Annotated in this window: 22 protein-coding genes and 3 pseudogenes; 6 read left to right on the top strand and 19 right to left on the bottom strand. The window is 47.9% G+C overall.

Features of this window, described 5'->3' with window-relative positions; all coding sequences use genetic code 11:
* Window positions 1-140: 140 nt before the first annotated feature.
* Together AC566Q_RS22220 and AC566Q_RS22215 are read right to left on the bottom strand one after the other, a co-directional pair.
* Complete coding sequence (locus AC566Q_RS22220) at window positions 141-473, bottom strand: DUF3630 family protein (protein WP_499611062.1); 333 nt, start codon at window positions 471-473, stop codon at window positions 141-143.
* Window positions 461-1,873, bottom strand: coding sequence for a protein adenylyltransferase SelO (locus AC566Q_RS22215; RefSeq protein WP_499611059.1), 1,413 nt, complete (start codon window positions 1,871-1,873; stop codon window positions 461-463). The genes AC566Q_RS22220 and AC566Q_RS22215 overlap by 13 nt, the downstream gene beginning before the upstream one ends.
* 190 nt (window positions 1,874-2,063) lie before the next feature.
* On the opposite strand from AC566Q_RS22215, the gene AC566Q_RS22210 reads away from it, so the two are divergent.
* Window positions 2,064-2,741, top strand: coding sequence for a glutathione S-transferase (locus tag AC566Q_RS22210; RefSeq protein ID WP_499611056.1), 678 nt, complete (start codon window positions 2,064-2,066; stop codon window positions 2,739-2,741).
* A 28-nt stretch (window positions 2,742-2,769) separates the two neighbouring features.
* Here AC566Q_RS22210 and recQ read toward each other — a convergent pair whose 3' ends face one another.
* Window positions 2,770-4,650, bottom strand: coding sequence for a DNA helicase RecQ (recQ, locus tag AC566Q_RS22205; RefSeq protein WP_499611053.1), 1,881 nt, complete (start codon window positions 4,648-4,650; stop codon window positions 2,770-2,772).
* 158 nt (window positions 4,651-4,808) lie between these two features.
* On the opposite strand from recQ, the pseudogene AC566Q_RS22200 reads away from it, so the two are divergent.
* Window positions 4,809-6,151, top strand: a pseudogene (locus tag AC566Q_RS22200) (magnesium transporter).
* A 15-nt stretch (window positions 6,152-6,166) separates the two neighbouring features.
* Window positions 6,167-7,081 (top strand): EamA family transporter RarD, encoded by a 915-nt coding sequence (gene rarD, locus AC566Q_RS22195; RefSeq protein ID WP_499611051.1) that lies wholly within the window; start codon window positions 6,167-6,169, stop codon window positions 7,079-7,081.
* Window positions 7,082-7,150: 69 nt separating this feature from the next.
* On the opposite strand, the gene AC566Q_RS22190 is transcribed toward rarD, so the two are convergent.
* The 7 genes and pseudogenes from AC566Q_RS22190 to uvrD form a co-directional block, all read right to left on the bottom strand.
* Complete coding sequence (locus tag AC566Q_RS22190; protein ID WP_499611049.1) at window positions 7,151-7,699, bottom strand: M13-type metalloendopeptidase; 549 nt, start codon at window positions 7,697-7,699, stop codon at window positions 7,151-7,153.
* A 1-nt stretch (window position 7,700) separates the two neighbouring features.
* Window positions 7,701-7,880 carry a hypothetical protein gene (locus AC566Q_RS22185; protein ID WP_499611046.1) on the bottom strand — a complete coding sequence of 60 codons (180 nt, stop codon included), beginning with the start codon at window positions 7,878-7,880 and terminating at the stop codon, window positions 7,701-7,703.
* A gap of 80 nt (window positions 7,881-7,960) precedes the next feature.
* Window positions 7,961-9,067: pseudogene (locus tag AC566Q_RS22180) on the bottom strand (M13 family metallopeptidase).
* A gap of 350 nt (window positions 9,068-9,417) precedes the next feature.
* Window positions 9,418-9,555 (bottom strand): hypothetical protein, encoded by a 138-nt coding sequence (locus tag AC566Q_RS22175; RefSeq protein WP_499611043.1) that lies wholly within the window; start codon window positions 9,553-9,555, stop codon window positions 9,418-9,420.
* Window positions 9,556-9,802: 247 nt separating this feature from the next.
* On the bottom strand, window positions 9,803-11,803 hold the full coding sequence (locus AC566Q_RS22170) for a serine hydrolase domain-containing protein (RefSeq protein WP_499611040.1): 2,001 nt from the start codon (window positions 11,801-11,803) through the stop codon (window positions 9,803-9,805).
* A 950-nt stretch (window positions 11,804-12,753) separates the two neighbouring features.
* Entirely contained in the window at window positions 12,754-14,007 is a 1,254-nt protein-coding gene (locus tag AC566Q_RS22165) for a GGDEF domain-containing response regulator (protein ID WP_499611037.1), read from the bottom strand.
* Between the two features lie 9 nt (window positions 14,008-14,016).
* Window positions 14,017-16,185 (bottom strand): DNA helicase II, encoded by a 2,169-nt coding sequence (uvrD, locus tag AC566Q_RS22160; protein ID WP_499611034.1) that lies wholly within the window; start codon window positions 16,183-16,185, stop codon window positions 14,017-14,019.
* A 326-nt stretch (window positions 16,186-16,511) separates the two neighbouring features.
* Here uvrD and cysE point away from each other — a divergent pair, with 326 nt between their 5' ends.
* Window positions 16,512-17,327, top strand: coding sequence for a serine O-acetyltransferase (gene cysE / locus AC566Q_RS22155; RefSeq protein ID WP_499611031.1), 816 nt, complete (start codon window positions 16,512-16,514; stop codon window positions 17,325-17,327).
* 116 nt (window positions 17,328-17,443) lie between these two features.
* Here the strand turns inward: cysE and AC566Q_RS22150 are convergent, their stop codons facing one another.
* Window positions 17,444-17,845, bottom strand: coding sequence for a type II toxin-antitoxin system death-on-curing family toxin (locus AC566Q_RS22150; RefSeq protein WP_499611025.1), 402 nt, complete (start codon window positions 17,843-17,845; stop codon window positions 17,444-17,446).
* Complete coding sequence (locus tag AC566Q_RS22145; RefSeq protein ID WP_499611023.1) at window positions 17,845-18,015, bottom strand: acetyltransferase; 171 nt, start codon at window positions 18,013-18,015, stop codon at window positions 17,845-17,847. Before AC566Q_RS22145 ends, AC566Q_RS22150 begins: the two co-directional genes overlap by 1 nt.
* A gap of 179 nt (window positions 18,016-18,194) precedes the next feature.
* Here AC566Q_RS22145 and AC566Q_RS22140 point away from each other — a divergent pair, with 179 nt between their 5' ends.
* Window positions 18,195-18,563, top strand: coding sequence for a site-specific integrase (locus tag AC566Q_RS22140; RefSeq protein ID WP_499611020.1), 369 nt, complete (start codon window positions 18,195-18,197; stop codon window positions 18,561-18,563).
* On the opposite strand, the gene tnpC is transcribed toward AC566Q_RS22140, so the two are convergent.
* The 3 genes from tnpC to tnpA are packed head-to-tail and all read right to left on the bottom strand — an operon-like array spanning window position 18,546 to window position 20,745.
* Window positions 18,546-20,102 (bottom strand): IS66 family transposase, encoded by a 1,557-nt coding sequence (gene tnpC / locus AC566Q_RS22135; RefSeq protein WP_499617592.1) that lies wholly within the window; start codon window positions 20,100-20,102, stop codon window positions 18,546-18,548. The two genes, AC566Q_RS22140 and tnpC, sit on opposite strands and share 18 nt — an antisense overlap.
* A gap of 23 nt (window positions 20,103-20,125) precedes the next feature.
* The gene (gene tnpB / locus AC566Q_RS22130; RefSeq protein ID WP_499611017.1) at window positions 20,126-20,461 is read right to left on the bottom strand and encodes an IS66 family insertion sequence element accessory protein TnpB; all 336 of its coding nucleotides are present in this window, start codon (window positions 20,459-20,461) and stop codon (window positions 20,126-20,128) included.
* Window positions 20,461-20,745, bottom strand: coding sequence for an IS66 family insertion sequence element accessory protein TnpA (gene tnpA / locus AC566Q_RS22125; protein ID WP_499611014.1), 285 nt, complete (start codon window positions 20,743-20,745; stop codon window positions 20,461-20,463). The genes tnpB and tnpA overlap by 1 nt, the downstream gene beginning before the upstream one ends.
* Before the next feature lie 103 nt (window positions 20,746-20,848).
* On the opposite strand from tnpA, the gene AC566Q_RS22120 reads away from it, so the two are divergent.
* Window positions 20,849-21,121, top strand: a complete 273-nt coding sequence (locus AC566Q_RS22120; RefSeq protein ID WP_499611012.1) for a tyrosine-type recombinase/integrase — start codon at window positions 20,849-20,851, stop codon at window positions 21,119-21,121.
* Window positions 21,122-21,350: 229 nt separating this feature from the next.
* Here the strand turns inward: AC566Q_RS22120 and AC566Q_RS22115 are convergent.
* The 4 genes and pseudogenes from AC566Q_RS22115 to AC566Q_RS22100 all read right to left on the bottom strand — a co-directional run.
* Window positions 21,351-21,968 (bottom strand): annotated as a pseudogene (locus tag AC566Q_RS22115) (ISAs1 family transposase); the annotation flags it as partial.
* Between the two features lie 499 nt (window positions 21,969-22,467).
* Complete coding sequence (locus tag AC566Q_RS22110) at window positions 22,468-22,773, bottom strand: hypothetical protein (protein WP_499611009.1); 306 nt, start codon at window positions 22,771-22,773, stop codon at window positions 22,468-22,470.
* Between the two features lie 78 nt (window positions 22,774-22,851).
* On the bottom strand, window positions 22,852-23,835 hold the full coding sequence (locus AC566Q_RS22105) for a hypothetical protein (RefSeq protein ID WP_499611006.1): 984 nt from the start codon (window positions 23,833-23,835) through the stop codon (window positions 22,852-22,854).
* A 292-nt stretch (window positions 23,836-24,127) separates the two neighbouring features.
* On the bottom strand, window positions 24,128-25,108 hold the full coding sequence (locus AC566Q_RS22100) for an IS5 family transposase (protein WP_499611003.1): 981 nt from the start codon (window positions 25,106-25,108) through the stop codon (window positions 24,128-24,130).
* Window positions 25,109-25,277 lie beyond the last annotated feature (169 nt).

Below are 25,277 nucleotides of genomic sequence, written 5' to 3'. Positions count from 1 at the left end.
ATGTAGAAACTGCCTAATAAGTACCACTACATGAGGGCAGTGACACAGGTTTACAAGCCCTCAGGGGCGGCGATTATAACGCCTAAGAGGGCATGGGTCTAATTTTCAGGCGCAACTAAATTGGCATAATAAAGATCCAGTTACTTTAGGGCTTGCCGCAATTTCAATTGCAGGTTTTGTAGCATGTCGGCTTTACTGATGTGCGCAGTCGAGGCTCCCACCGGTTCAAGCCATATTGCTTCACACAGCCATTCAACATTTAACACCGCTTCAAAATCCTCTGCGCTAAGCCTGACCTGTAACCGGTCTGCCCCCCAGTCACTGTCGCCCTGACGTGCGCCCAATAACCGGGCAATAGTGTGACATAACCCCACCGCTTGTTGCTGAGTTTGAGGCATGGGCCCGGTCCATCGCACAATGTTTGTTTCGCAGACCAGTGCGCGAGCAATGTCGTGTGGGGTTAACTGCTGCACGACAGACCTCCTTGTGAGCTGTCGGGACCAGGTGTCGTGTAGTTCCGGGTGATTTCGTTATCATCAAAAGGCTGACGAATGGCTTCCATTAGTTGATGGGCCGGACTAAAGTCACCCTGCTCCGCTGCTTCGATAGCAGACTGTAAATAATGAGTACGGGGGATCACAACCGGATTAAGCTGGCCGAGTTCGCTGCTTGCTATAGCTGCAGCAAGACGGCGCTGGCGGTAATCCTGCCACCAGCCATCGAAGGCATTACGGTCAACAAAATGATCTCTTAACGGCGATGCTTCTGAGTGTGGGTCCGCCATGGCCAGTTGCCTGAAACTTTGCGTGTAATCGCGTTTCTCCGCAGTTATCAAACTTAACCAGGTGTTCAGACAGTTCTCGTGTTCGGCGTTATCCTCAAGGCCAATCCGGCTAAGCATCTGATGGCGGTACTGATTTAAAAAGGTTGGCTCAAACAGAGTCAGGCAGTCGCGAATATCGTCAGTACTTAAGTGATCTGAGAAGGCATAGGCCAGCGCGTTAAGATTCCACAGCGCAATACCGGGCTGTCGATCAAATGCGTAGCGCCCCTCATAGTCGGAGTGATTAAATACAGCATCAGACTGAAAGTGTTCGATAAATGCGTAAGGCCCATAATCGAAGGTAATCCCGTGAAGCGACATATTATCAGTATTCATTACGCCATGCACAAACCCATAAGTCTGCCACAATGCCACCATGCGCGCGGTGCGCAGGGTAATCGCGGTTAGCAGTGCCTTGTGTGGATTAGCCTCCGCCAGACATTCGGGGAAATGATGAGTCAGGGTGTACTGCATCAGTTTATCCAACGTGTCTTTTTGTTTGTTATGGTAATAAAACTCAAAGTGGCCAAAACGCAGATGGCTTGGCGCCATGCGGATCATCATTGCACCAGGCTCAGGCAACTCCCGCACAATGGATTGCTCACTGGTGATCAGACACAGCGCCCGCGAGGTGGGGATGCGCAGATGATGCAGTGCTTCTGAGGCAATGTATTCTCGCAACGTCGAGCGTAACACAGCCCGCCCGTCGGCATGACGGGAGTAGGGTGTTTGTCCTGCGCCTTTTAAATGCAGGTCTAAGCTGTTGCCCTGGTCGTCGCTTACCTCACCGAGTAATAAACCACGCCCATCGCCCAGAAATGGGTTCCATTGACCAAACTGGTGGCCGCCGTATTTTTGCGCCACGGAGTTAGCTGCCAGCTCGCCGCCTTCATCAAATATCGCCGACATCAGTGCGTCACTATTCGGCAGCCTAAACTGGGCTGCCAGTTCGCTGTTATACATTGGCATGCGCATTTCGCTCAAAGGCTGCGGCTTTACTGCGCTGACGGTGTCGGCCAACTCAGTAGCGTAGCGATGGTGTAATAGCATTGGACTCTCAGATATTCGTCATTGGGTAAAGTGTAACATTAGGTACGACAGATACAGAAATAGCGATGAATAACCCGCGTAACGACTATTTTTAACCCAATGTAATCCAACTCACGCTTTTTGCGTATTAGTTTCATCTTATTGTTTTTTTATGGCCGTGGTGACCCAAACACGGCCCACAAGGTTACTTATGACAGCAGCATCTCCACTTGTATTGCACCACCTCAATAATTCCCGCTCGCAGCGAATTTTATGGCTGCTGGAAGAACTGGGGGTGGACTACGAAATTAAGCACTATCAGCGTGATGCCAAAGCCAATTTGGCACCGCAAAGTCTGCAGGCGGTTCATCCTCTCGGCCGGGCGCCCATAATCACCCACGGTGATAGCACGCTGGCAGAATCCGGCGCCATTATCGAATACCTGATAGACGAGTTTGGCGGACAATTTAAACCCACTGACAGCCGTTACGCGCTCAATCAGTATCGGTTCTGGATGCACTTTGCCGAAGGCAGCCTGATGCCGCCGCTGGTGGCCAGACTGGTGCTGAGCAAAGCCAAAGAAAAGGCCAGTCCGTTCTTTATGAAACCCGTGGTGGCCAAGGTGGTTGATGCCATCACCAGTGCCTATTACGGGCCAAACTTAAAAGCCAGTCTCGACTATGTTGATAGCTATCTTAAAGAGAATGGGTGGTTTGCAGGGGAATGTTTAAGCGGTGCCGACTTCCAGATGAGCTTCCCATTAGAAGCCATGCAGGGGCGGGTTGGTAAAGGGCAGTATGCCGCTATTGATGCCTGGGTTACTAAAATCCACAGCCGCGATGCTTACCAGCGTGGCCTCGAAAAAGGCGGCGAATACGCTTACGCGTGAGCAGTTACCCGTCCTTACGCGTGAGCAGCTACTCGTCGTCGCGTTCCAGGTAGTCGTTAATCAGTTGCAGGAACGGCACGCCGTAACGCTCCAGCTTGGTTAAGCCAACGCCGCTGACTGCCAGCAGACTCTGCTTATCGGTGGGTTTGCTGGCGGCCATTTCGGCCAGAGTCGCGTCGTTAAAGATAACAAAAGGCGGCACGTCGTTTTCCTGCGCCAGTACTTTACGTAGATGTTTAAGTCTGGCAAACAGCGCTTTATCGTAGTTTTTAAGCGCCGTTTTGGCCGGTTTATCAGCTTTAATTTCAAGCCGTGGGGTGGCCAGTTCCACCGTAATTTCTCCTTTTAGAACCGGACGGGCAGCCTCGGTTAAGCGCAGCACAGCATGGCTGGCAATATCCACCCGGATATAGCCGCGGTGGATGAGCTGATTGATAATATTATGCCAGTACTGATCGCTCTGATCTTTACCAATTCCCCAGGTAGATAGCTTGTCGTGCCCGGCTTCCTGCAGACGTTTAAGGTTTTTACCGCGCAGGACATCAATAACATACTGAGTAGCTGCCTGCTGCTGAAGGCGCAGAATACAACTCAGTACTTTTTGAGCGGTTTCCAGGCCATCGAAGGGGCGCGGCGGATCCAGGCAGATATCACAGTTACCGCAGGCGGTATCGCTGAACTGCGAAAAGTAATTAAGTAATACCTGACGACGACAGGTTTGCGCTTCGGCGAAGGCTTCCATGGCCGCGAATTTTTGTAGTTCAATGGCGTTTCGGTCGGCCATCGAGCCCTGATCTATCCACTGTTTTACCCGGGCGCTGTCTTTCTCGTCGAACAGCAATAATGCTTCTGCGGGCAACCCGTCACGGCCGGCCCGCCCGGTTTCCTGATAATAACTCTCAATACTGCGCGGTACATCGTGATGCACCACATAGCGCACGTTAGACTTATTGATGCCCATGCCAAAAGCCACGGTAGCCACCACCACATCAATTTTGTCGGTAATAAACTGGCGCTGTACGTAGGCCCGCTCGTCGGCATCCATACCCGCATGATAGGCGGCACTTTTAAAACCCTGGCGGTGTAATTTAGCACTGAGATCATCCACCTTGGCCCGGGAATTACAGTAAATAATGCCACTGCCATCCTGTTGGCGGATATACGTAACAATTTGCTCGAAGGGTTTGTATTTAGCGATTACCCGGTAGCGAATATTCGGGCGGTCAAAAGAGCCTTTATACACCAGTGGATTATCCAGCCCCAACTGCACCTGAATATCCTGTTCTGTGGTGGTGTCGGCTGTTGCTGTCAGGCCAATGACCGGGATATCCGGAAAGCGCTGTTTTAGCTGACCCAATGACCGGTAGTCCTGGCGAAAATCATGCCCCCAGTGCGATACGCAATGCGCTTCATCTACCGCAAATAAGGCGATTTTAGTTTGTGCCAGCATGTTCAGAAAGTAGCGCTGTAACAAGCGCTCCGGCGATACATAAATAATGTCGTAATGGCCTTCCTGAAGGCGCTGCACGGTAGCCTGATAATCGTCCTGATCTAACGAGGAATTCAGATACGCCGCTTTTACGCCGGCCTCGCGCAATTGCTCTACCTGATCCTGCATCAGTGAGATAAGGGGCGATACCACAATACCGGTGCCATCGCGCACCATAGCCGGGATTTGATAACACAACGACTTACCGCCACCGGTAGGCAGCAATACCAGCACATCCTTACCGTTAATGGTGTGATCAATCACTTCGGCCTGACCGGAGCGAAACTTGCTGTAACCGAAGATATCTTCAAGAATTTGCTGAGCATTGCGGCTGTCTGCGGGCTGCGCAGCACTTGCCACGATAGCGGTCTGGCTATCGTTATCGTCGATGGCTAAAGGGGTATCTGGTGTTGCAGTCATGAGTCGCAGAGTTTACGCGTTTTTTGCCTCTGGTTCACGGGTTTTGCCCGACTTTTTATGATTCATGCCATAACTGACTGAAGTAGAACGACAGAGTCATTCCTGCGGTGATAGCAACAGTGTTATTATGGGGCAAATTTTGTTGTGTGGTGGAACTCATGGCTGAACCCTTACCCGATCTCATTGAAGAAATCGTTGCCGATAACGGCGTCGACGACTTTCAACCTAAACAGTAGCGGAACAGCTGTTACCGGTTGAAGATGTCGAAATCGCCACGCTGTTAGAATCACTTCCTGTTGAAGAGCGGATGTCGCTGTGGGAAGTGCTGCCGGATGTGCGCAAACTCGACGTGCTGGTGGAAATGCGCAGCGATCCGCGGGAAGTGCTGATTTCTGCCACCCCGGACGACAAATGGAGTGCTATTTTACTCGGCATCGACGCTGAAGACTTACTTGAGTTGATGGACTCCTTGCCAAGCAAACTGCTGGAACTGGCTATTCAGGCACTGGATGAACAGCAACAGGCCTATTTTCGTGATGCAACCCAGTTCCCCGACGAACAGGTGGGTCACTGGATATCTCACGAAATGCTGGTACTGCCGCTCAATGCCAAGGTGCGTGATGGCTTGCGTCTGATAAGGCGCAATGTACCGGTCCACTGTGACAGTATTTTCCTGGTCAATCGCTCCGGGCAGTTTTCGGCCGCCGTAAAGCTTACTGCCGTATTCGGTGCGCCAGAACACTTGCCCATGGTGGAGCTGATCGAAGAGTCCATGCCAGTCATCAAAGGCTCCGATGATTCCACCACGGCCTCCCTGCTGGTGCAGCGCAGTGGTTATGCCGCGCTGCCGGTGATTGATGACAATAATAAATTGCTCGGCAGACACGATATTGTAAGTGCCAGTGAACTGGTTAATGAAAATTACGAACGCCAGGTGATGGCAACCGCCGGTATGGATGAAGACGAGGATTTATTTGCCCCAGTGGCAAAAAGTGCCCGTAGTCGTGCCTTGTGGTTAGGTATCAACTTGCTTACCGCGTTTATGGCCTCGTGGTTTATTGGCTTATTTGAAGCCACCTTACAACAGGTGGTCGCACTGGCGGTGCTGATGCCTGTGGTAGCCAGTATGGGCGGGATCGCCGGTAGCCAGACCTTAACCCTGATTGTCAGGGGGCTTGCCCTCGGCCAGATAACCAGTGCTAACTTAAAAGCGCTGATGACCAAAGAGCTCAAGGTGGGTGGCGTTAATGGCGTGATTTGGGCAGTGGTGATAGGCATTGTGGCTTTTATGTGGTTCAGCGATCCGCTGTTGGGACTGGTTATCTGCCTGGCCATATTCGTTAACATACTGGCTGCGGCCCTGGCTGGCGTGGTATTGCCGGTTATCCTTGAAAAACTCAAAATAGACCCGGCACTTTCAGGCTCGGTGATTCTCACCACCGTTACCGACATTGTTGGCTTTGTGGCCTTCCTGGGCCTGGGCAGCCTGTTTTTACTGTAATGAAAAGGAAATGCTTTGAACGCTGAGGCTATTCAACGCCAGGCCACCGCCGGTCTTCTCTATGCGGTGGCGGCTTACACCATGTGGGGCATTGCCCCATTATATTTTAAGCAAATTGCCAGCGTGCCGGCGCCGGATATTCTGATGCATCGCATTGTCTGGTCGGCGGCGTTACTGGCGTTGTTACTGCTGGGTTTAAGGCAGTTTGCCAAAGTCAGCGCTATTTTCCGGTCTAAACGGTTAATCGGGTTACTGGCCGTTGCCAGTGTATTGCTGGGCGGTAACTGGCTGCTTTTTATCTGGGCAATTAATGCCGGCATGATGCTCGAGGCAAGCCTGGGTTATTATATCAATCCGTTGCTTAATGTGTTTCTGGCCCGGCTGTTTTTAAACGAACGGCTGCGCACCATGCAAAAAGCCGCTGTGGTGCTGGCGATCATCGGAGTGGCGAATATTATTATTGCCCACGGTACCTTACCCTGGGTGGCGTTGTTACTGGCGGGCAGCTTTGCTATTTATGGCCTGTTACGTAAGCAAATTCCCGTTGAGCCATTGCCTGGATTGTTTATGGAAACCCTGGTGTTGTTGCCCTTTGCGGCGCTGTATTGGGTGTACTTTGCCTCTGCTGAGGCCAACATGCTAACCAACGAATGGTCGTTAAATGTCTGGCTGATGGCAGCAGGCGTTGTGACTACATTGCCGTTGCTGGCGTTTAATGCAGCGGCCAAACGCATCATGTTTACCACCCTCGGGCTTATTCAGTATATCGGCCCAACGTTGATGTTCATCTTTGCGGTAGGGATGTACAACGAACCGCTGGAGCCGGCCAGGCTGGTAACCTTTGGGTTTGTGTGGTGCGGGCTGGTGCTATTTAGTCTGGACTCACTGAAAACCTACCGTCAGCAGCGTAAAGTATTAAAAGCTGCTTAGACTGCGGGGAAGGAAGCCCGTCTCAAGTGATTAGCCCGCAGACTCTGTTTTCAAGCTGCGGGTGGGGTTCTACCAGATAGATACGCGCTCTTCGGGAGGCAGGTACATCAGGTCATCTTCTGTCACATTAAATGCGGTGTACCAAGCGTCCATGTTTCTGACTACACCATTAATACGGTATTGCGCAGGGCTGTGCGGATCGGAGAGTAGTTGTTCGCGTAATGCATCATCCCGTATTTTCTCGCGCCAAACCTGAGCCCAGGCCATAAAAAATCGTTGATCACCGGTAAAGCCGTCGAGCACTTCTGGCTCGCCGTGTTTTTCTTTGTACAACTGATACGCCGAATAGGCCATTTCCAAACCGCCCAAATCGCCAATGTTTTCGCCCAGCGTCAGGCGGCCATTCACATTCAGGCCTTCTAATGGTGAAAAGGTATCGTATTGTGCAACCAGTTTATCGGAGCGTTGTTTGAAATTTTCGTCTGCGGTTTCTGTCCACCAGTCGCGGATGCGGCCTTGCTCGTCAAACCGACGACCCTGATCATCGAAGCCGTGGCAAATTTCATGCCCTATAACGGCACCAATTGCGCCATAATTCACCGCCGGGTCAGCATTCATATCAAAAAAAGGGCGGTTGCAGAATACCTGCAGGAAAAGTGATCTGGTTCATTAATGGATTATAAGAGGCATTCACTGTTTGAGGAGGGTAAGGCCATTGCTGGCGGTCCACCGGGCGTCCCAGTCGGTCGACATCCTGTTGCCAGTTAAATTCGGCTATACGGGCTGCGTTACCTACCATATCTCCATCAACAATTTTCAGCTTGTCATAGTCGGTCCATTTCTCGGTATACCCTATGCGGGGCTCAAAGGTACTGAGTTTTACAATGCCTGCTGTTTGGTTTCTTCATCCATCCAGTGGTTTTCTTTGATCCGCGCTTCAAAGGCACTGCGCAGATTGGCGACCAGTTCGTCCATCTGTTCTTTGGCCGCTGGTGGGAAATGCCGATCGACATAAATTTTACCCACGGCTTCCCCGAGGTTACGGTTGACCAAATCTGAGCCGCGTTTCCAGCGTTCCCGTTGTTCTGGTACGCCTCGCAGTGTAGTGGAATAAAATGCAAAGCGGGTCTGATCTAATTCTGCGGTGAGATAAGGGGCATTGGCGTCGATAAAATGAAAAGTGAAATATTCTTTCCAGCGCTCCAGAGGGATTTCTGTCAACAATTTGCCCTACGCCTGAATGGCATCGGGCTGTGCGACGATGAAACTTTCAATACTGTCCATACCAAGTTGTTTAAACATGGTTGGCCAGTCAAATTCAGGGGCCAACTCAACCAGCTCGGCTGGGGTCATTGGATTATAGATTTTCTGGATATCGCGGCTGTCTTCGCGACTCCAGTGTATTTTTGCCAGTTCATGTTCTATCTGATAAATGCTTTGCGCTTTGACTTCTGCATCACTGATCCCGGCCAGAGTCATCATCTTAGCCATGTAGTCTTTATATGCCTGCTGATAAGCGACAAATTTTTCGTCGTCCTTCAGATAATAGTCGCGATCGGGTAATCCCAACCCTGCCTGGCCAATAAAAGCGGTGTACTTTGTGGTATCAGCCGGGTCCGGCAAAATGCCAAAACCGATGGGCGAATCGAAGTGCAGCGAGCCAACTAATTTGACTAAATCCTGGCTGCTTTTGAGTGAGTTAATGTCTTCTAACCAGGGCGTTAATGGGGTTGTACCTTTATCGTTCAGTGCTTCTATATTCATCCAGGTGCTGTAATAACTACCTACTTTTTGCACCAGCGATCCGGGAGCCGCACTTTCCTCCCGAAGTGACTCAATGATGTTTTTAACCTGTTCTGTTGAACGCTCCCGTAACGCTATGAAAATCCCGTAATCGGATTGATCTGACGGTATTTCAAGGGTATCGAGCCACTTGCCATTTACGTACTGGTTAAAGTTACTGCCAGGGCGAACTGTGGTATTCATTTCGGCCAGATCGATACCCCACTGCCCGACTTCTGCCGTTGCGCTTTGTTCACTTTCGGTAACGCTGTCCTGGACTTCTTTTGTCAGCAGTTGCTCGGGCTTACTGCAGGCAGTTAGCGTTAATACAATAAATAGGGAACTTATAAGTGAGATACGAGACATGCAACATTCCTTTTGTCTTGAGTGATAACAATCCGACAGGGATAGTTATGAAAATCTCGATCGTCAAAAAAGGCAGGCGAAAGCAGATACCTTAAGACTATCGTACAATATTTATACAATGCAACTAAAGTTGCTCAGCCAGTAAAGTTGCTCAGCCAATAAAGTTGAGGATAGGAACATGACGTACTTTAGATAGCATCGTGTACCACTCTGTTACGGCCATTGTGTTTGGCCTGATAGAGCAGTTTGTCGGCGGTGGTGAGCATTGCCTGAATATTATGATCACTTCGTGTGGTGAGGCCTGATGTTATTTTTCCTCGACTCACTGAAGACCTACCGGCAGCAGCGTAAAGCACTACGGGCGGCATAGTGCAGACGTTGGAAACGGCAGTAACGACGGTTGTCGTTACTGCGGGAAGATTATAAATCCTGTGCGCTGGCGCTGAATGTAGCATCATCATTGTTCAGCCACAGGCGAGGAATGGCTTGTGCTCCATCGAGGTAGACAGTTGATGACGCGGGGTATTGCTTCTCTCTGGTTATTCAACGCTATTACGACTGAGTATCACATTGTTATGGTGACACTGCCCGAAATTTGTAGTCGTGTTGACCATCAGAAAGGGTTAACACGCTAACCCCTGATTCTTCACCAATAACGAGTTCTAAACCCAACAATTCAGGTGCGATCACGAATAACAAATTACTGCCATCTTCACTTACTTTGGTTGCCACTTCCGCGGTCCACATGCCCGAGTCGAGAAATACTTTTTCGTCAACTTTTACAATTTTCAGTTCACCGAGGTCGTCGCTTATATAAGTATCTGCCAGTTGGTTAATAGTTTCTTCAGACGCAGGGTACGTAAATTCGCTTCGGAACGTATCGAGGTAAAGTTGATTACTTTCGGCTGCAACATCCACCTGACTTTGGGCTAACGGTTCGGCGTCATATAAAATTTCAATTAGTTTTCTTAAAAATGGCTGCAGCAGAGAGTAGCCTTCATCAGAATTGGTCAATACCACTGCGCCGGTTTGTGCGCCCGGAATAGCAAAAAAATTCGACTTGTAGCCGAACAAACTGCCGCCATGTAACACAATATCAATGCCTCCGGTTGTCTCATTGGATAAGCCCATTCCATAACTTTCATTCGCGCCAGTCTTAACAAATGGCTCTCTACGCTTCAGCAAAGGTTCCTTTGCAAACAATCGGGTGCCATCTGGCGTTACGCCGCCAGACAGTTCATTAAAAACATATTTGATCATATCTGCGGATGTAGACCATGCTGCGCCTGCAGGACGGTAAGGCATAACAAGATGATTAAAGCCTGCAGTGGTTGATTGCTCTAATATAATAATCTCGCCATCTATATCCAGGGCATGTGGTGAAGCAATGCCTTGGCTATAAGCCTCTTTAAAAGAAAACGTTGTGTTTTGCATATCAAGAGGTGCAAAAATCAATTCTTGCATGGCTTTGTCGTAAGCTTCACCGAGTTCCATTTCAGGGTAGAGAACATGGCCTGCAATATACCCGGCCGCCGCAGCCATCTGATTGTTATATTGAAAGATCTCGCCGAAATCACTGGTGGGTGCGGTACTCGCCAAATCTTCGAAAGTGACTGTAACAGGCGTGTCGGGTGTATTTTTAAATAACCAGGGGTAGTCTTTACGAGGCAGTCCGGTGCAGGCACAGACCAGGTGTTTTATTAATACACTTTCTGTGGTGGTTTTATCTCCCAGCTCAAATTGTGGATAATGGCTGATTACCTGATCATCCCAACCTATTTTGCCCAGCTCTACCAGTTTGGCTAACAACAGGGTTGTCATGCCTTTAGTGTTAGAGGCAATCATAAATTCAGAATCTTTGGTGACCGGGGCTTTGGTATTGATGTCCTCGACCCCAATACCGCCGCTGTAAATGACTTTCCCATTTTGTACCAGGGCTATGCCTGCTCCTGGAATCTTCAGGCTCACGGACGCTTTTTCAGCAAACGTCAACAGTTCGGTAATATCATTATCGGTTAACTGTTTTGCCTGACGAGCACTCAGATCTTCCGCAACGTAATCCGCTTTTACAAAACTCTGAATAAACTCATTATATTCAGCCCAGCGTTTATAGAGTGTGGCGTTACTGCCCGCGACGATAACAACCTGCCAATGCCCATCACTTTGAAACGTTGTGGCGTAAATCAGTTGTTGCTCACTGGGCGAAGTAACATACTCGATACTCCGTATTCGTTGCCAACCACCATAAATATTGTCCGGAGAATTTACCCTGATATCCCGAGAAAAATCGGGGTCGAACATTGTCCAGACTTGCTGCGCCGCATCTTCTTCATTCAGGGCATCATTAATGGCTGCGATAACAACGTTGGCATCGCCCTCTTTAGGGGTATAAATGGTTAGTGGCCCCTTGACGTTTTCTGTCCAGCCCGGTGGTGGCGTGAATGTAACGCTGGCGTCGGTGTCTGCTTCTGCAGGGGAGCCCTGCGTGGAGGCTTGGTTCGGCTTTTCAGTGCATCCCGAAAGTGTTGCAGCACTTAGCAACAGGGCTAACATCCATACTATGAGGGTTTTCATTATTGCTTTCCTTCGTCAGTGTGACTTCCGTTATTAAACTGCAATAACAAAAATGAACTTAAAGCATACAGACTGGTTAAAATTCGAGCAAGTCATTGACGGATATTTTGCGAACGACCGGTTGGTGCAGTGTAGCTTGGTAACTAATATGGCATCACTGCCATTGAGAAAGCCTTACAGAAAAGCATCCTATGAGGAATATGCTGTCTCATCCTTTTGGGGCATGTCCGGAAACTGCGCGACAAAGTTTGCAAGAAAAAATCGATGGCTTTAATTTTAAATCAGAGCTTTAGGGCTAATCTGTCGGGATAAATAAAGGGCTTACTGTCTACTACTTTTATCTTGGTCAGATCGGGATGATCTGAATTCATAATAAAATTATATTCATCATCGCATAGGCATGATGGCACCGGGATTACCGCAGATTCACTGTTTCTGTGCCAGTCTGTACGCAATTTTTTGTGTATACTGAGTATATGGTGTTGCTTCCCACCCGGCAGGTCATTCAGAAGTACTTATGCGAACAACCTTGATATCGTCAGGAATGAATATTGTGTTGGCGGTCAGGTTTTGAGAACGCATATCCGCTGAATCATTCATCAACCTTCCGAGCAAGGCCAGTGATCGATGGCAAGCTGTGTAAACGATGGAAACGCCCAGGTAATGCCAGCGCCCTTCTGCGTGATGGCCGCCAATATCTGATAAGGCATTTACAAGTATTAACGCAAACCTAGCTGAGGGTGGGTTCGGGGTTCTTATGAGCAGAAGCCTTACAAGTCAATAGATTTCACGGCATAGCCGTCGGACACCTTACTGTTAGCGATGTGCAGATTATGGAAGCGTTAAATAGCTTTTGATTGTCTTTATAGGACTAACTACATATCACAATCTGACGACCAAAGCTCGCATGAAACATCCTTGACTGATAATCGCAAAGCAGGTTCTTGGTATTAATCGGCAGGAGGTGCATCATGTTCCACTCGGTTACGACCATTGTGCTTGGCCTGATAAAGCAGCTTGTCGGCGGTGGTGAGCATTGCCTGAATATTATGATCACTTCGTGTGGTAAGGCCGATGCTGACGGTTACCTTTAAAGTCAGTTCGCCGAACTGAATGGGATGTTCATTGATGTTACGGCGAATTTTTTCAAGTCGGGTTAACGCCTGGTGAGGAGTGGTGTCGGGCAAATACAGGCAAAACTCCTCACCGCCAAAGCGAGCAATAATCACATCAGCACACATTACCGCTAGGCGGTTAGCGACCACTTTGAGCACTTCATCACCGGCGTCATGACCATGGGTATCATTGATGGCTTTAAAAAAGTCCAAATCCAGTAACGCCAGCGCCTGATTCGCTGGCTGATTGCGCTGCATTTTATTAACGGTATAAAAAAAGTGTCGGCGGTTAGGTAAACCTGTGAGGTAGTCAGTATTTGCCGTGCGCCTGATAGTTTCCACATTTTCCAATAGTTCTATGTTCTGATTTACCCGGCAAAGGAACTCCTCCAGGTGATATGGCTTGCGTACAAAGTCGTTGGCACCGCTTTTAATAAAACGCGCCGATAGCAGGTTGTTGCGATCATTAGCGATACCAATAATCGCCAGATCTTCCTTGCTGTATTGTTTGCGCAACCAGGCAACAAACTGGGTAGGCGGCTTATCCTGAATATCGCTGTCGACAAACACCAGCTTTATGTGACTGTGTTCATCGAGGAGAGTCTCGGCCTGAGCGGCGGTGGCGCATTCGTAGGTAATAAAGTTATGTCGGCGCAATAGGGCTGCCATAGCGTTGCGCTCACTTCGCTTAGGGTTAATCACCAGCACACCGGTAGTTTTGTTTTTTTCCAGCCGGCCAATCAGGCGCATGAGGTAGTCAAATATCTGCGCGTTTTCTTTCGGGATATAATCTACTACATCCCGCGACAGCACGGCTTTACGAATATCCTCGTCGAGTCTGGCTGTGGTAACAATGGTCGGCAGGTAACTTTTGACGGCGAAGTCGATAGCCTCGCCGTTGGGGGCGTCCGGCAGGTCATAGTCGACAATTGCACAGAGAAAATCTTCCGGGTCGCTGTTGATAAAGATGTGTTTCGCAGCAGTCAGCGAAGTCGCGAGTACCGGCTTTAATTGCGCCATTTCAACCAACTTGGTCAGCAGGCTGATGCTACTCGCATAATCTTCAATTATCAGCACCTTCTGCTGCATTTATGAACCCTATATCACCTCTAGTTTAGCAAAACTCAGTACCAGCCATTTGCTGCCGAATTCGTCAAAGTTTACCTGAACCCGGGCATGATCGCCGCTACCCTCATAGTTTAGCACTACGCCTTCACCAAACTTGCGGTGTTTAACCCGCTGACCCAGTGAAAAACCACTTTGCTCCATCCGCTCATGAGAAGCCGCATTGCTGAAACGACTGGTGACCGGTCTTGATACTGTAGACGTCAGGCGGATTTCTTCCACACATTCGCTGGGAATTTCCCGTAAAAACCGTGAAGCGGTGTGATATTTTTCCTGCCCGTATACCCGGCGCATTTCGGCGTAGGTCATGTACAGTTTTTTCATCGCCCGGGTCATACCTACGTAACACAGGCGGCGCTCTTCTTCCATGCGGCCGGGCTCGTCGTTGGTCATCTGACTCGGGAACATGCCTTCTTCGACTCCGGCAATAAATACCAGCGGGAATTCCAGACCTTTAGCAGTGTGAATGGTCATTAACTGCACCGCATCCTGATCGCCACTGGCCTGGGTCTCACCGGCTTCCAGTGAAGCGTGGGCAAGGAAGGCCTGCAGTGGGGTCATTTCATCAGCTTCTTCGGGGATCACAAACTGCTTACAGGCGGTGACCAGTTCCTCTAAGTTTTCCAGTCGGGCCTGGGCTTTTTCGCCCTTTTCAGCCTGATACATGGCGTAGAGCCCGGACTGGTTAATCGCTTTGTTGGCTTGTTCTTCAAGTGGCTGGCCCTCAAATTCATCGGCCAGTTTATTGATAAGCTCAATAAAGGCATTCAGGGCATTGGCGGCACGGCCTTTCAGGCTGCCATCCTGCAATAACTGTAAGCTGGCCTGCCACATAGAGCAATCCTGCAAACGGGTTTGCTCACGAATGGTGGCCAGCGTGCGTTCACCCAAACCGCGACTGGGCGTATTCACCACCCGTTCAAACGCGGCGTCGTCGTGAGCGTGATTAACCAGGCGCATATAGCCCAGCGCATCTTTAATTTCCTGCCGTTCGAAGAAGCGCAGACCGCCGTAAATGCGGTAGGGCAGGCTCTGATGCAGCAAGGCTTCTTCCAATACCCGCGACTGAGCGTTGTTGCGATACAAAATGGCCACTTCTTTTAACTGATTACCCTGGTTATGCCAGTCGGAAATCTGCGCCACGATAAAGCGCGCTTCATCGAGATCGTTAAAACCGGCATAAATCGAAATCGGCTCGCCATCGTCGCCGTCGGTCCACAATTCTTTACCCAGACGGCCCTGGTTATTATCGATAACCGTGTTAGCGGCTTTAAGTATGGTCGCGGTAGACCGGTAATTCTGTTCCAGGCGAATAGTTGAAGCGCCGTCGAAGTCCTTCAGGAAGTGCTGTATGTTATCTACATTCGCGCCACGCCAGCCGTAAATAGATTGGTCGTCGTCACCCACAATCATAATGTTGTTGTCCTGGTTACACAGCAGGCGTAACCAGGCGTACTGGATATTGTTGGTATCCTGAAATTCGTCTACCAGCACGGCGCGGAAGCGGCGCTGGTAATGGGCCAGCACATCGGGATTCTTAATCCATAATTCGTGGGCGCGCAGCAACAGCTCGGCAAAGTCTACCAGTCCGGAACGGTCGCAGGCTTCCTGATACGCGGCATAGATATCGCGCATCTTTTGCTGGGTATGATCGCCGTGGGTTTCAATGTGCTGGGGGCGCAGACCTTCATCTTTATTGCCGTTGATATACCACTGGATTTGCCGCGGCGCCCAGTGTTTTTCATCCAGGTTCATGGCCTTAAGCACTCGCCGAACCAATCGGTACTGATCGTCTGAGTCGAGGATTTGAAAGTTTTCCGGCAGATTGGCTTCCGCGTAGTGGGCGCGCAACAAACGGTGCGCCAGGCCATGAAAGGTGCCTATCCACATGGTATTTAACGGCCGCCCCATCACATGCTCAATTCGGCCGCGCATTTCCCGCGCCGCCTTATTGGTGAAGGTTACCGCCAGAATACTGTAAGGGGCGATATTCTCTACCTGCATTAACCACGCAATGCGGTGCACCAGCACACGGGTTTTACCACTACCGGCACCCGCCAGTACCAGCATGTTAGACAGCGGCGCAGCCACGGCATCGCGCTGTTTATCGTTTAATTCGTCGAGTAACTCAGAAACATCCATAACAATACAAAAACACCTGTATTTTTATTCAGGCCATAAAAAGCAAAGTATGCCATTAAAGCCTACTGCGTTAAACCGCGCTTGCACAATAATGGCGGATTATTGCCCGTAGCAATCATAATGAAAGTGATCCTGGCGAAGTCTGGTCAGATATAAGATATGATTGACCTTCCGGTGTCGCAGATCGCGCTGAACTCTCCGGCTATCGCAATTTTTTCGGGTTGCCTCTTGAATTGACGCCATAAACCATTATGTTACCGCTACGCGCGTTGGCTGGTTTACTCTTGTTCAACTTTACCCGCACAGCAAATTAATTAGGAATGCCCATGCATGCACTGACCGATACCGCTGATTTTTGGCTGCAGCTAAAAAAAGAAGCGCGGCAAATTGTCGATGAAGAACCGCTGTTAGCGAGTTTTATTCATGCCTGCATTTTAACCCATCATAACTTTGAGTCTTCGCTGAGCTTTATTTTGTCGAACAAAATGGCCGACGATGTCATGCCCGCGCTGACTATCAGAGAAATTCTGGACGAAGCCTATTTGCTGGAGCCGGCCATCGTTGAGTCAGCTATCGAAGATATCCGTGCCATCTACACGCGTGATCCGGCCGTCACCAATTACCTCAACGTGCTGGTGCACTTTAAAGGGTTTCAGGCGGTGCAGGTACACCGGATGGCGCACTATTTGTGGCAACAGGGGCGGCACCAGCTGGCATTGTTTTTACAAAGCCGTAACTCAGAAACGTTTGCCGTGGATATTCACCCTGCGGCCACCATTGGAAAGGGCGTAATGTTCGACCATGCCACCGGTATTGTGGTAGGCGAAACGGCAGTCATTGAAGATAACGTGTCGATTCTGCAAAACGTTACGCTTGGCGGTACAGGTAACGAGAGTGGCGACCGTCATCCTAAGATTCGTCAGGGCGTTATGCTCGGCTCTGGTGCTAAGGTACTGGGCAATATCGAAATTGGCGAAGGTTCAAAAGTGGGCGCAGGCAGTGTTGTGCTTAACGATGTACCGCCTCATGTTACGGTGGTAGGTGTACCGGCCAAAGTGGTGGGGCGTCCCTGTTGTCCGCGACCCTGCGACTCCATGAATCAAAATGTGCTGGAAGACAACGAACACTACGAACAAGCTTAGCAGGGTTAACGGCTGATCGCTCATTGAAGTCCTAAACAGCCACTGCCGAGGCTGAAAATGGTCAAAAGCGGTCGTTTCGGCAAAAACCGCGAATGACTAGTAAGCAAAGATAAACTTCAGAGTTCTAAGTTTTGTTCGAAAATATATTGGGAATAAAGCAAGTCAGCAAAATCTGACTCATCAATTTTTCCAATGACTAAGTCTCTTATCGCATCTGCGAAGAGATCATTGTCAGCTGTTAACTCAAAATCATTGAGCGACAAATACTCGAGCGCAACGGCCAGACCGGTACGCTTGTTAGCATCTGGAAGTGAATGAGAAAGTGCAATTGATGCGGCATATTTTGCAGCGATTTCGAAAACGTCATCTAAGCCTGAATAGGCAATAGCATTAGCAATTCTGCCTAAGGCACCCTGAAGTTTGTTGATATCAGCAGCGCCCTTCATGCCTGGTTCGTTTTCGAGAATGAACACGTTAATCTCTATCACGCGTTCAAAGGGGAAGAAAATGAGATCCATTACATATCAGCGAGTTTTTCAAACGTACGCTTATGTGTTCTTAAAACCAGCTTAGTTTCAGACTTCACAATTTGCTGCCCAGACTCACCGGTCAAATCAAGTTTCTTGCTGGCGGCGATTTTAGGGCGCTTAACAGCTGTCACGCCGTATATTTCAATCTTTGTATTCATAAACACCTCTAACAATATGACAGCTAGTATACCTCTGATTCTAAGATAAGAAAATCAGGCACACAGGTACAAATAAGTGGTGTTTAGTTTACAGCTTATTCGAGAGAAAAGAACGTCACAACTGCCTGTTTCGGGACTTCCGGCCCATACTACAAATTATTAATTGCCGGGAGGTCGCTATGACAGCCGCTAGCAAACCTTGGAACAAACACCGAAATATTGGACAGAAGCGACCGCTCAAGATCTCTCACATATGGGGGATCAGAATCAGATTGGAAATAGAAGACAACAAACGCGACTTAGCATTATTCAATATGGCTCTGGACAGTAAACTTCGCGGCTGTGATTTGGTCAAGCTGCTCGTATCGGATGTCATGTCGGGAGGCGTGGTAATGCGGCGCGCACTTGTGACACAGCAAAAAACAGGCTCTCCGGTTCAGTTCGAAATTACTGAGGGCACGAGAAAATCTGTGCTGGACTGGATCAATTTTAAGAGCCTCAATTACGTAAGCGATCAATATAGACCCGGACTACCCCATTTTATCTAATACGCTCGTCAATTTTTTGTCCGCGAATTTCTCTTTCCAGACTCTTGGCGTCAGGTCGAGTACGTCTTTGGCCGGATGCAGTGCGACACGCTGCAATACATCCACCAGATAATGGTAGGGATTGACGCCTTGCAGGCGGCAAGTCACCATCAGGCTTTGTAATATGCCCAGTTGTTCAGCCCCGAGTTCGGACCAGCAGAACAAATAGTTTTTTCTGCCCATGGGAATAACCCGCAGTGCCCGTTCCAGATGATTGGTATCCAGGGGTAACGCCGGGTTACTCAGGAACACCTTGAGTTGGCTCTCCCGCTCATGCGCATAGTGAAGCGCCTTGGCGAAGGGGGATTTGGGCAGTAAATCGGTGCGCTGGCGTTGTTGGTAGACCCACCGGAAGAACTCAGTGACTAAGGGTTCGCTGTGTTGTTGCCGGTAGGTATGGATATCAGCCAGGTCTGATTGCTTATCCCGGATGTGTTTTTCATGCCGGTAGAGCGCAGCGATAATATCCAGTGCCTGTTGCGCTGTTTGCGGCTCACTGTCGAGGGCTTTTTCAAAGCCTCTGCGCATGTGTACCCAACAGGCAGCGTGCACTATCTTTTGTTCGTGTTGATTTAATTGTTCAACCGTTTTGGTGTAAGCGGCATAGCCATCTGTGAGCAAGGTACCGGTAAAGTCCTGTAACTGTGCTTTGGCGTGCAACATGCCCCGGCTGTGACTCCAGGTAAACGCCACCTCATCATTGTCACCGTATAGGGGCCAGAAGTAGGTTTGTTTCATTTGCCCCGGTTTTCGGCCAGCCCCTTTGGTACGCCCGGCTTTAATGGGCACTTCATCCATCATCAGGATTTTGCTTTGCAGAATGTGCTGCCACTGGGCCTTGGCGATGGGCCGAAGCAGCTCAATGCCTTGTTGTATCCAGTTGATTAAGGTAGCCCGGCTAAGGGTGATACCGCTATCAAGCATCCGTTGATGTTGGCGGTGAAGCGGTAAGTGATATACCGCTTTATCCACCATCAGCCCAGCGAGTAGTGAGACATCGCAGTAACAGCCTTCCAGTACATTGATGGGGGCTGGGGTATCCTTAAGGGTTTGCGTGGTTTTATGACGCACGACCTGACGACGATACACCAGTACCACATAACTGCCGGGCTGTTGTGCTAAGCGACGGGTTTCTTTGATATCCACGACATCATACTGGTCGGCATCCGCCCCCTGTAACTCAGGCGCAGGCACATCAATAATCAGCTGAGGCACCGTCTCATCAAAGCGTAGGCCGTCATCATTCACATCCGAGTCGCGACGTTGCTTTTGTGAGGAACGGGTATGGGCCTTCACCGGTTTGGTGTCTGCCGGTAAGGCGTGTGTCTCACCCTCATCAAACAAACTGCTCTGCGCCGGATTATCCACTAACACCTTTTCAGACTTACGCCCGAACAACTGGCGTTTAAGCCAGTCCAGTTGATGCTTTAATTGTGCAACTTCATCTGATAAAGCCGCAATTTGTGCATCTTTTGAGGTGTTATTCGAAGGCGTTTTCATGGCGTAAATTATAACAAAATCAGTCAATTAAATCGCCTGTTTTGTTTGTCTTTTTGCCAGTAAATGCCATCAATCAAACACTGTAACTGGGCACTGTTGAGAGAGGTTTTTGCTTTGCCGTCAGTCACTTTGGCGAAGGTGCCTTTTTCTAACCGTTTACTCCACAAACAATAACCGCCCTGGTAGTAATACAACACCTTGAGCTGGGTGCGGCGCTTATTGATAAACACAAACCAGTCACCACAATGCGCTTGCATCCCCAGTTTGCCCTGTACCAGTGCCGCCAGCCCATCAAACTGTTTGCGCATATCCGTATTTCCGGTATACAGCCAAATACGCCCATTGGATAAGGGTAACATCAGGCAGCCCGGTTCATCCGCAGCACCACACCACCGGGTAATGCCAGTTCAATCTCCCAGACAGAGCCTGCGCTCTGGTTCGCACTTGCTGGCATATCAAAGGCAAGCCAGTTATCTTGCTGCGCAAGCGATTGACTATCATCGCTCAGTTTTTTACGCCACAAATAGAAATTTGATACCGTTAAATCATGGTGCGTACAAAATTCACTGACCGACAGTTCGCTTTCAGCTTGCTTATCAATCAATTCCTGCCATTGCTCGCGTGTACGTCTTTTTGTTGCCATCAATTAAATCTCCGTAAGTAAAATCTACGGGGACTATTTTACGGAGTGGTTCTGTCTGGGGAAGACGGTCTAAATTGATCGCTTACTCAATTACAGCAGTTATTTGTTCCCATCAGCAAAAGTCCCAGGAGAGCACATCTGCACCAGGCAATATAACCGCATATTCCACGACTGGATTGAAAAAATAGGTCTCGATCCCACGCTTTACAGCACGCATACCATGCGAAGGATTAAGGCTTACCTGATTTATAAAAAGACGAAGAATCTACGCGTTGTTCAGTTGCTACTCGGTCATAAAAAGCTTGAGAGCACCGTGAGGTACTTGGAGATCGAAGTTGATGATGCTCTAGATATTGCTGAATCGCTCGATATTTGAAAACATACTAATCAGAACTTCGCCCACATAAGTCATTAGAGAGCACTGCGGGAGCGCCTTTTGGTAAGGAGCGGTCATCAGCAATTACCACGAAAGAGTGGTAATCGAAGATAAACTTCAGAGATCTGAGTTTTGTTCAAAAATATATTGGGAATAAAGCAAGTCAGCAAAATCTGACTCATCAATTTTTCCAATAGCCACCTGTGTCAGGATAGTTGTCGCCTCAGTTTTTCATAGCATTAAACAGGTATTGTTGATTCCCTTTCAGGGCAAGTAGATAATAGCCGCCGCTATCGACAATTCGTTCAGCAATCGCAGTCTGGCAACCCATAGCATCAATTGATATGAAGCAACCCGTGATGTCTAAAAGCTGAAATAACGCGGGAATCGCCTTCACTTCATTCGACTTGCTTTGTGTTTTGACCTGGCCTAGTACCACGTTGTTTTCGGTGGCAAAGGCGTTCACCATGTGGATAGCTGATTGCCGGTCTTCACGGTTGTATGAGCCACAAAGTCGCTTTCCGTCTATGGCTATCAGTTCGCCATCTGACAATTCAGTCACGGACTTCATCCAATCAATAAAACAACGCTATAATTGGTCTGTATCTACTCTGGATATCACACGAGCGATGGTGTCATGCACTGGTAAACCATTCTTGAACAAACCTTTGTCGGTGAGCCACTTGAAGTGCAAATCACCAAAGTCTTCAATCTCTTCCCAGCCCTTGGCACCTGCGATAGATGCGCAGACCAGCAGAAATAAAATATCTGAGAATAAATGTGCAACCTTAGCTGACTGACGAGGATCTTCTAAATCACCAAAAAAATCGTTCAAATGCCCCTGTATCCATGACTCTCTCCGCAAAAGAGAGTATAAGATCACAGACAGCCTTATTCGTCCATGTTTTATGCTGAATGGCAACTCATTTTGCTAATTTATGTTCGTGATCTTGCCCTGATCTGGCTATCCTTCTAAGTCGTGTATATAAGTCGCTGAGCATATACCAACCAGACAATATAATCGCATTTTTCACGGATGGACTGAAAAACTTGGACTGGACACATCGCTCAACAGCATCCCCCCAATGCGCAGAACCAAATGTTATCTGATTTATAAGAGGACTATAAACCCTCGGGTAGTACAAATTTTGCTTGGCCATAAAAATTAAAGAGCACTATCCGCTACTTAGGAACCAAGGTAAACGATGTTTTAGAAGTATCTGAATCTATTGAAGTTTAAGCTTTGGTGGCTGCTTGTGCATCTCCTGTGTTCGTACATCGGATCTTGAGGCAAAGAATTTTCCGTCTCAAAGCTTAGTAGCCTAATCCCAAATGAATCTGGCTCGTTAACCATGAGTGATACACTTGTTATCTTTATTTGAGTGATTGAAGTAAAAATAGTTAACAATCCAGAACACAGGTAGGACGCATGGAATCAATGCTAAAATATAAGATACGTTCATAAAAAACTTGTTACGTGTTTTTTGCGCTTTGATTGTGAAAAATGAAAAAAGCACCATTGCCACACCCGCGGCAATTTGGCCATACAATACAAAGCTAAAAAAAGAACGTGAAATCGATATGGCAGTGATAATGAAAACCAAACCAAAAGCAGCCCAAATAACTAAAAAAAACTCATACAGTTTTGTCATACAGTTATCCTGACGTTAGAGTAATGCAGCGACTAGCACGTATTAAATTTAAACGGAATAATTTTATATAGAAGACATTTAGCATGAAAATACATAAATATATATTGGTAAGTTGTCTTCGTCCGTTTCCCCAGTTTCCTCTCGGACAACATTACAGGAATAAGTACCATTACTAAAACTTAGTCCTCCAGAACCAAACCCACCACTGATAGTAAAACCGTTTCTATCGTAATTACTAATAATACCTTCATATACGGTTTGATTTGCGCTAATCGTATAATCTAATATTACATCGTCTGGACTGTCTATAAGTGGGATTTGCGTCCCATCTGCATCCGTAAATATAGCTGTATCTGAAATGTAATCATAGTTAAGTGCAAGAATGTCGATTAGCGTTAGATTTCCGTCAACATTAAGTCCTATTTTCAGAGATACGCCATTAGAAAAGTTTAACGTTAGCGTGGTTAATGTAGAATGATTAGGAACAAAATTTGTAACATTTCCAATCACTTGTACTGCCGATCCCATTCCAATGAATACTCCAGTAAACGAAGTATCTAAATTATTTCTAACCGTGTTATAAACCTGATCCCTATATGTTGCATTTGCAAGAAATTCAAATCCGTCACCATCTATATACATATCGGAAACGCTTTGAAACGCAACTTTGAATTCATTAGAAAACTGATACCAACCATTGGTTACAGAAGCGGGAATGTAACTACGTGGTTGTTCTGCTACTGTTATAGGGCGCTGATTCGCAAGATCGTAATTTCCGCTCACATAAAACGCATCGACTTCTTCAGTTTCAAAGTCAAAAATAAATATAAATGTAGATTCTGGATCAGTTGAGGTTAAAGGGTCCCAAGTGCTTATTCCAATCTCTTGAGCTTTTTGGTAAGCGAGAGAATATCTTTCAGCCGAATTACAGCCATGACAAATTATGACATTTTCTGGTTCCACTGTGCTCGGAACTATTGCGATTGCTGAGCTTGAACCTAAGAAAAAAAAGAATATTATTTTGATCAAATAATTTGGAAAAATATTAAACGCAATATTCACTTTTTCAACTCCTTGTTCTAAATTTAATATCCCGAATCCCATCGGAAAAGCATTTCTCAGTCCAACCTAGCATACTGGCATTTGAAAATCAAACTGAGTCCAGATGATACCCGCATCCTTTGTAAATCGGGATTATCGTATTTTAGGGAAACTGCGAATAAGTCCTGCAGTTTAACGCTTAGTTAAGCCGCAGCATCACCTGCCTAATTTTTAAACTCTAATTTTGCAGTTTAGGCCAATATGCCGCCGTTTTAGGCAGGATTTTGGCCTTATTTCGGGCTATTCCCGGATTCTAGACAGATCTTGGCTGTCGTCGCAACATCTGGTCAACTTTAAACACGTTCGCCAGAGTGAATAACATAGCCAATTGACTGTCGTTTTTCACCAGTCCCTTATAGCGAGCTTTGATAAAACCAAATTGGCATTTGATGATGCGAAACGGGTGCTCAACTTTTGCTCGGATGCTGGCTTTTAAATATTCGATGTTGATGGCCGTTTTGTTTTTGCGGGGATGCTTTTTCAGTGCCCGAACTTTTCCAGGACGCTCAGCAATCAGCCATTCCACATCCTTTTCTTTAAGTTCTTCACGCTTCTCTGCGCCTTGATATCCAGCATCGGCAGAGATGAATTCCTCATCGCCATGCAACAGGTTCTTCATCTGATTCAGGTCATGTTCGTTGGCGGCGGTGGTCACCAGCGTATGAGTCAGACCGCTCTTGGCATCCACACCGATATGGGCTTTCATACCGAAGTACCACTCATTACCTTTCTTGGTCTGATGCATATCCGGGTCACGTTCATTCTTTTTGTTTTTAGTGGAGCTGGGTGCTTCAATAATCGTGGCATCCACCAGTGTGCCCTGCGTCATCATCACACCGCAGTCCGAAAGCCATTGGTTGACCGTTTTGAACAATTTGCGAGTCAGCTTGTGCTTTTCCAGCAAGTGCCGGAAGTTCATAATGGTAGTGCGGTCAGGAATGGCTTTATCCAGTGATAGTTGCGCAAATTGACGCATCGAAGCAATTTCATATAACGCATCTTCCATCGCTTCATCACCGAGGCTATACCATTGCTGCATACAATGAATGCGAAACATGGTCTCAAGCGCATACGGACGTCTGCCATTGCCTGCTTTAGGATAAAAGGGTTCAATCACTTTCAGCAGTTGAGACCACGGCAGCAGGTTATCCATTCTGGATAAGAAAATCTCTTTTCTCGTCTGGCGACGTTTGCTGGAAAACTCACTATCGGCAAAAGTTAACTGTTGGCTCATGGGCGGTAATGGCTGTGATTCACTATGCAGCTATGATCTCACATTCAGGACTTATTCGCATCTTCCTTAGGGCTATTTGCATTTTAAAGTTGAAATACAGTTTTCATGTAAAAACAAAAAATGCCGCATCGGGGTAAATTGAAGTAATAAATAAATGCTCTCTACTCTG

The sequence above is a fragment of the Alteromonas sp. H02 genome, from assembly GCF_059682525.1.
Note: the sequence above shows the minus strand (reverse complement) of the source record. Positions and strands in the feature narration are given on the sequence as shown.

Coding starts and splice junctions, on each gene's coding strand:
- AC566Q_RS22215 (WP_499611059.1), bottom strand. CDS start 1,873: ATGCTATTACACCATCGCTACGCTACTGAGTTGGCCGACACCGTCAGC.
- AC566Q_RS22210 (WP_499611056.1), top strand. CDS start 2,064: ATGACAGCAGCATCTCCACTTGTATTGCACCACCTCAATAATTCCCGC.
- recQ (WP_499611053.1), bottom strand. CDS start 4,650: ATGACTGCAACACCAGATACCCCTTTAGCCATCGACGATAACGATAGC.
- AC566Q_RS22190 (WP_499611049.1), bottom strand. CDS start 7,699: ATGAATGCTGACCCGGCGGTGAATTATGGCGCAATTGGTGCCGTTATA.
- AC566Q_RS22185 (WP_499611046.1), bottom strand. CDS start 7,880: ATGGTAGGTAACGCAGCCCGTATAGCCGAATTTAACTGGCAACAGGAT.
- AC566Q_RS22170 (WP_499611040.1), bottom strand. CDS start 11,803: ATGAAAACCCTCATAGTATGGATGTTAGCCCTGTTGCTAAGTGCTGCA.
- AC566Q_RS22165 (WP_499611037.1), bottom strand. CDS start 14,007: ATGCAGCAGAAGGTGCTGATAATTGAAGATTATGCGAGTAGCATCAGC.
- uvrD (WP_499611034.1), bottom strand. CDS start 16,185: ATGGATGTTTCTGAGTTACTCGACGAATTAAACGATAAACAGCGCGAT.
- cysE (WP_499611031.1), top strand. CDS start 16,512: ATGCATGCACTGACCGATACCGCTGATTTTTGGCTGCAGCTAAAAAAA.
- AC566Q_RS22150 (WP_499611025.1), bottom strand. CDS start 17,845: ATGGATCTCATTTTCTTCCCCTTTGAACGCGTGATAGAGATTAACGTG.
- AC566Q_RS22145 (WP_499611023.1), bottom strand. CDS start 18,015: ATGAATACAAAGATTGAAATATACGGCGTGACAGCTGTTAAGCGCCCT.
- AC566Q_RS22140 (WP_499611020.1), top strand. CDS start 18,195: ATGACAGCCGCTAGCAAACCTTGGAACAAACACCGAAATATTGGACAG.
- tnpC (WP_499617592.1), bottom strand. CDS start 20,102: ATGAAAACGCCTTCGAATAACACCTCAAAAGATGCACAAATTGCGGCT.
- tnpB (WP_499611017.1), bottom strand. CDS start 20,461: ATGTTACCCTTATCCAATGGGCGTATTTGGCTGTATACCGGAAATACG.
- tnpA (WP_499611014.1), bottom strand. CDS start 20,745: ATGGCAACAAAAAGACGTACACGCGAGCAATGGCAGGAATTGATTGAT.
- AC566Q_RS22110 (WP_499611009.1), bottom strand. CDS start 22,773: ATGACAAAACTGTATGAGTTTTTTTTAGTTATTTGGGCTGCTTTTGGT.
- AC566Q_RS22100 (WP_499611003.1), bottom strand. CDS start 25,108: ATGAGCCAACAGTTAACTTTTGCCGATAGTGAGTTTTCCAGCAAACGT.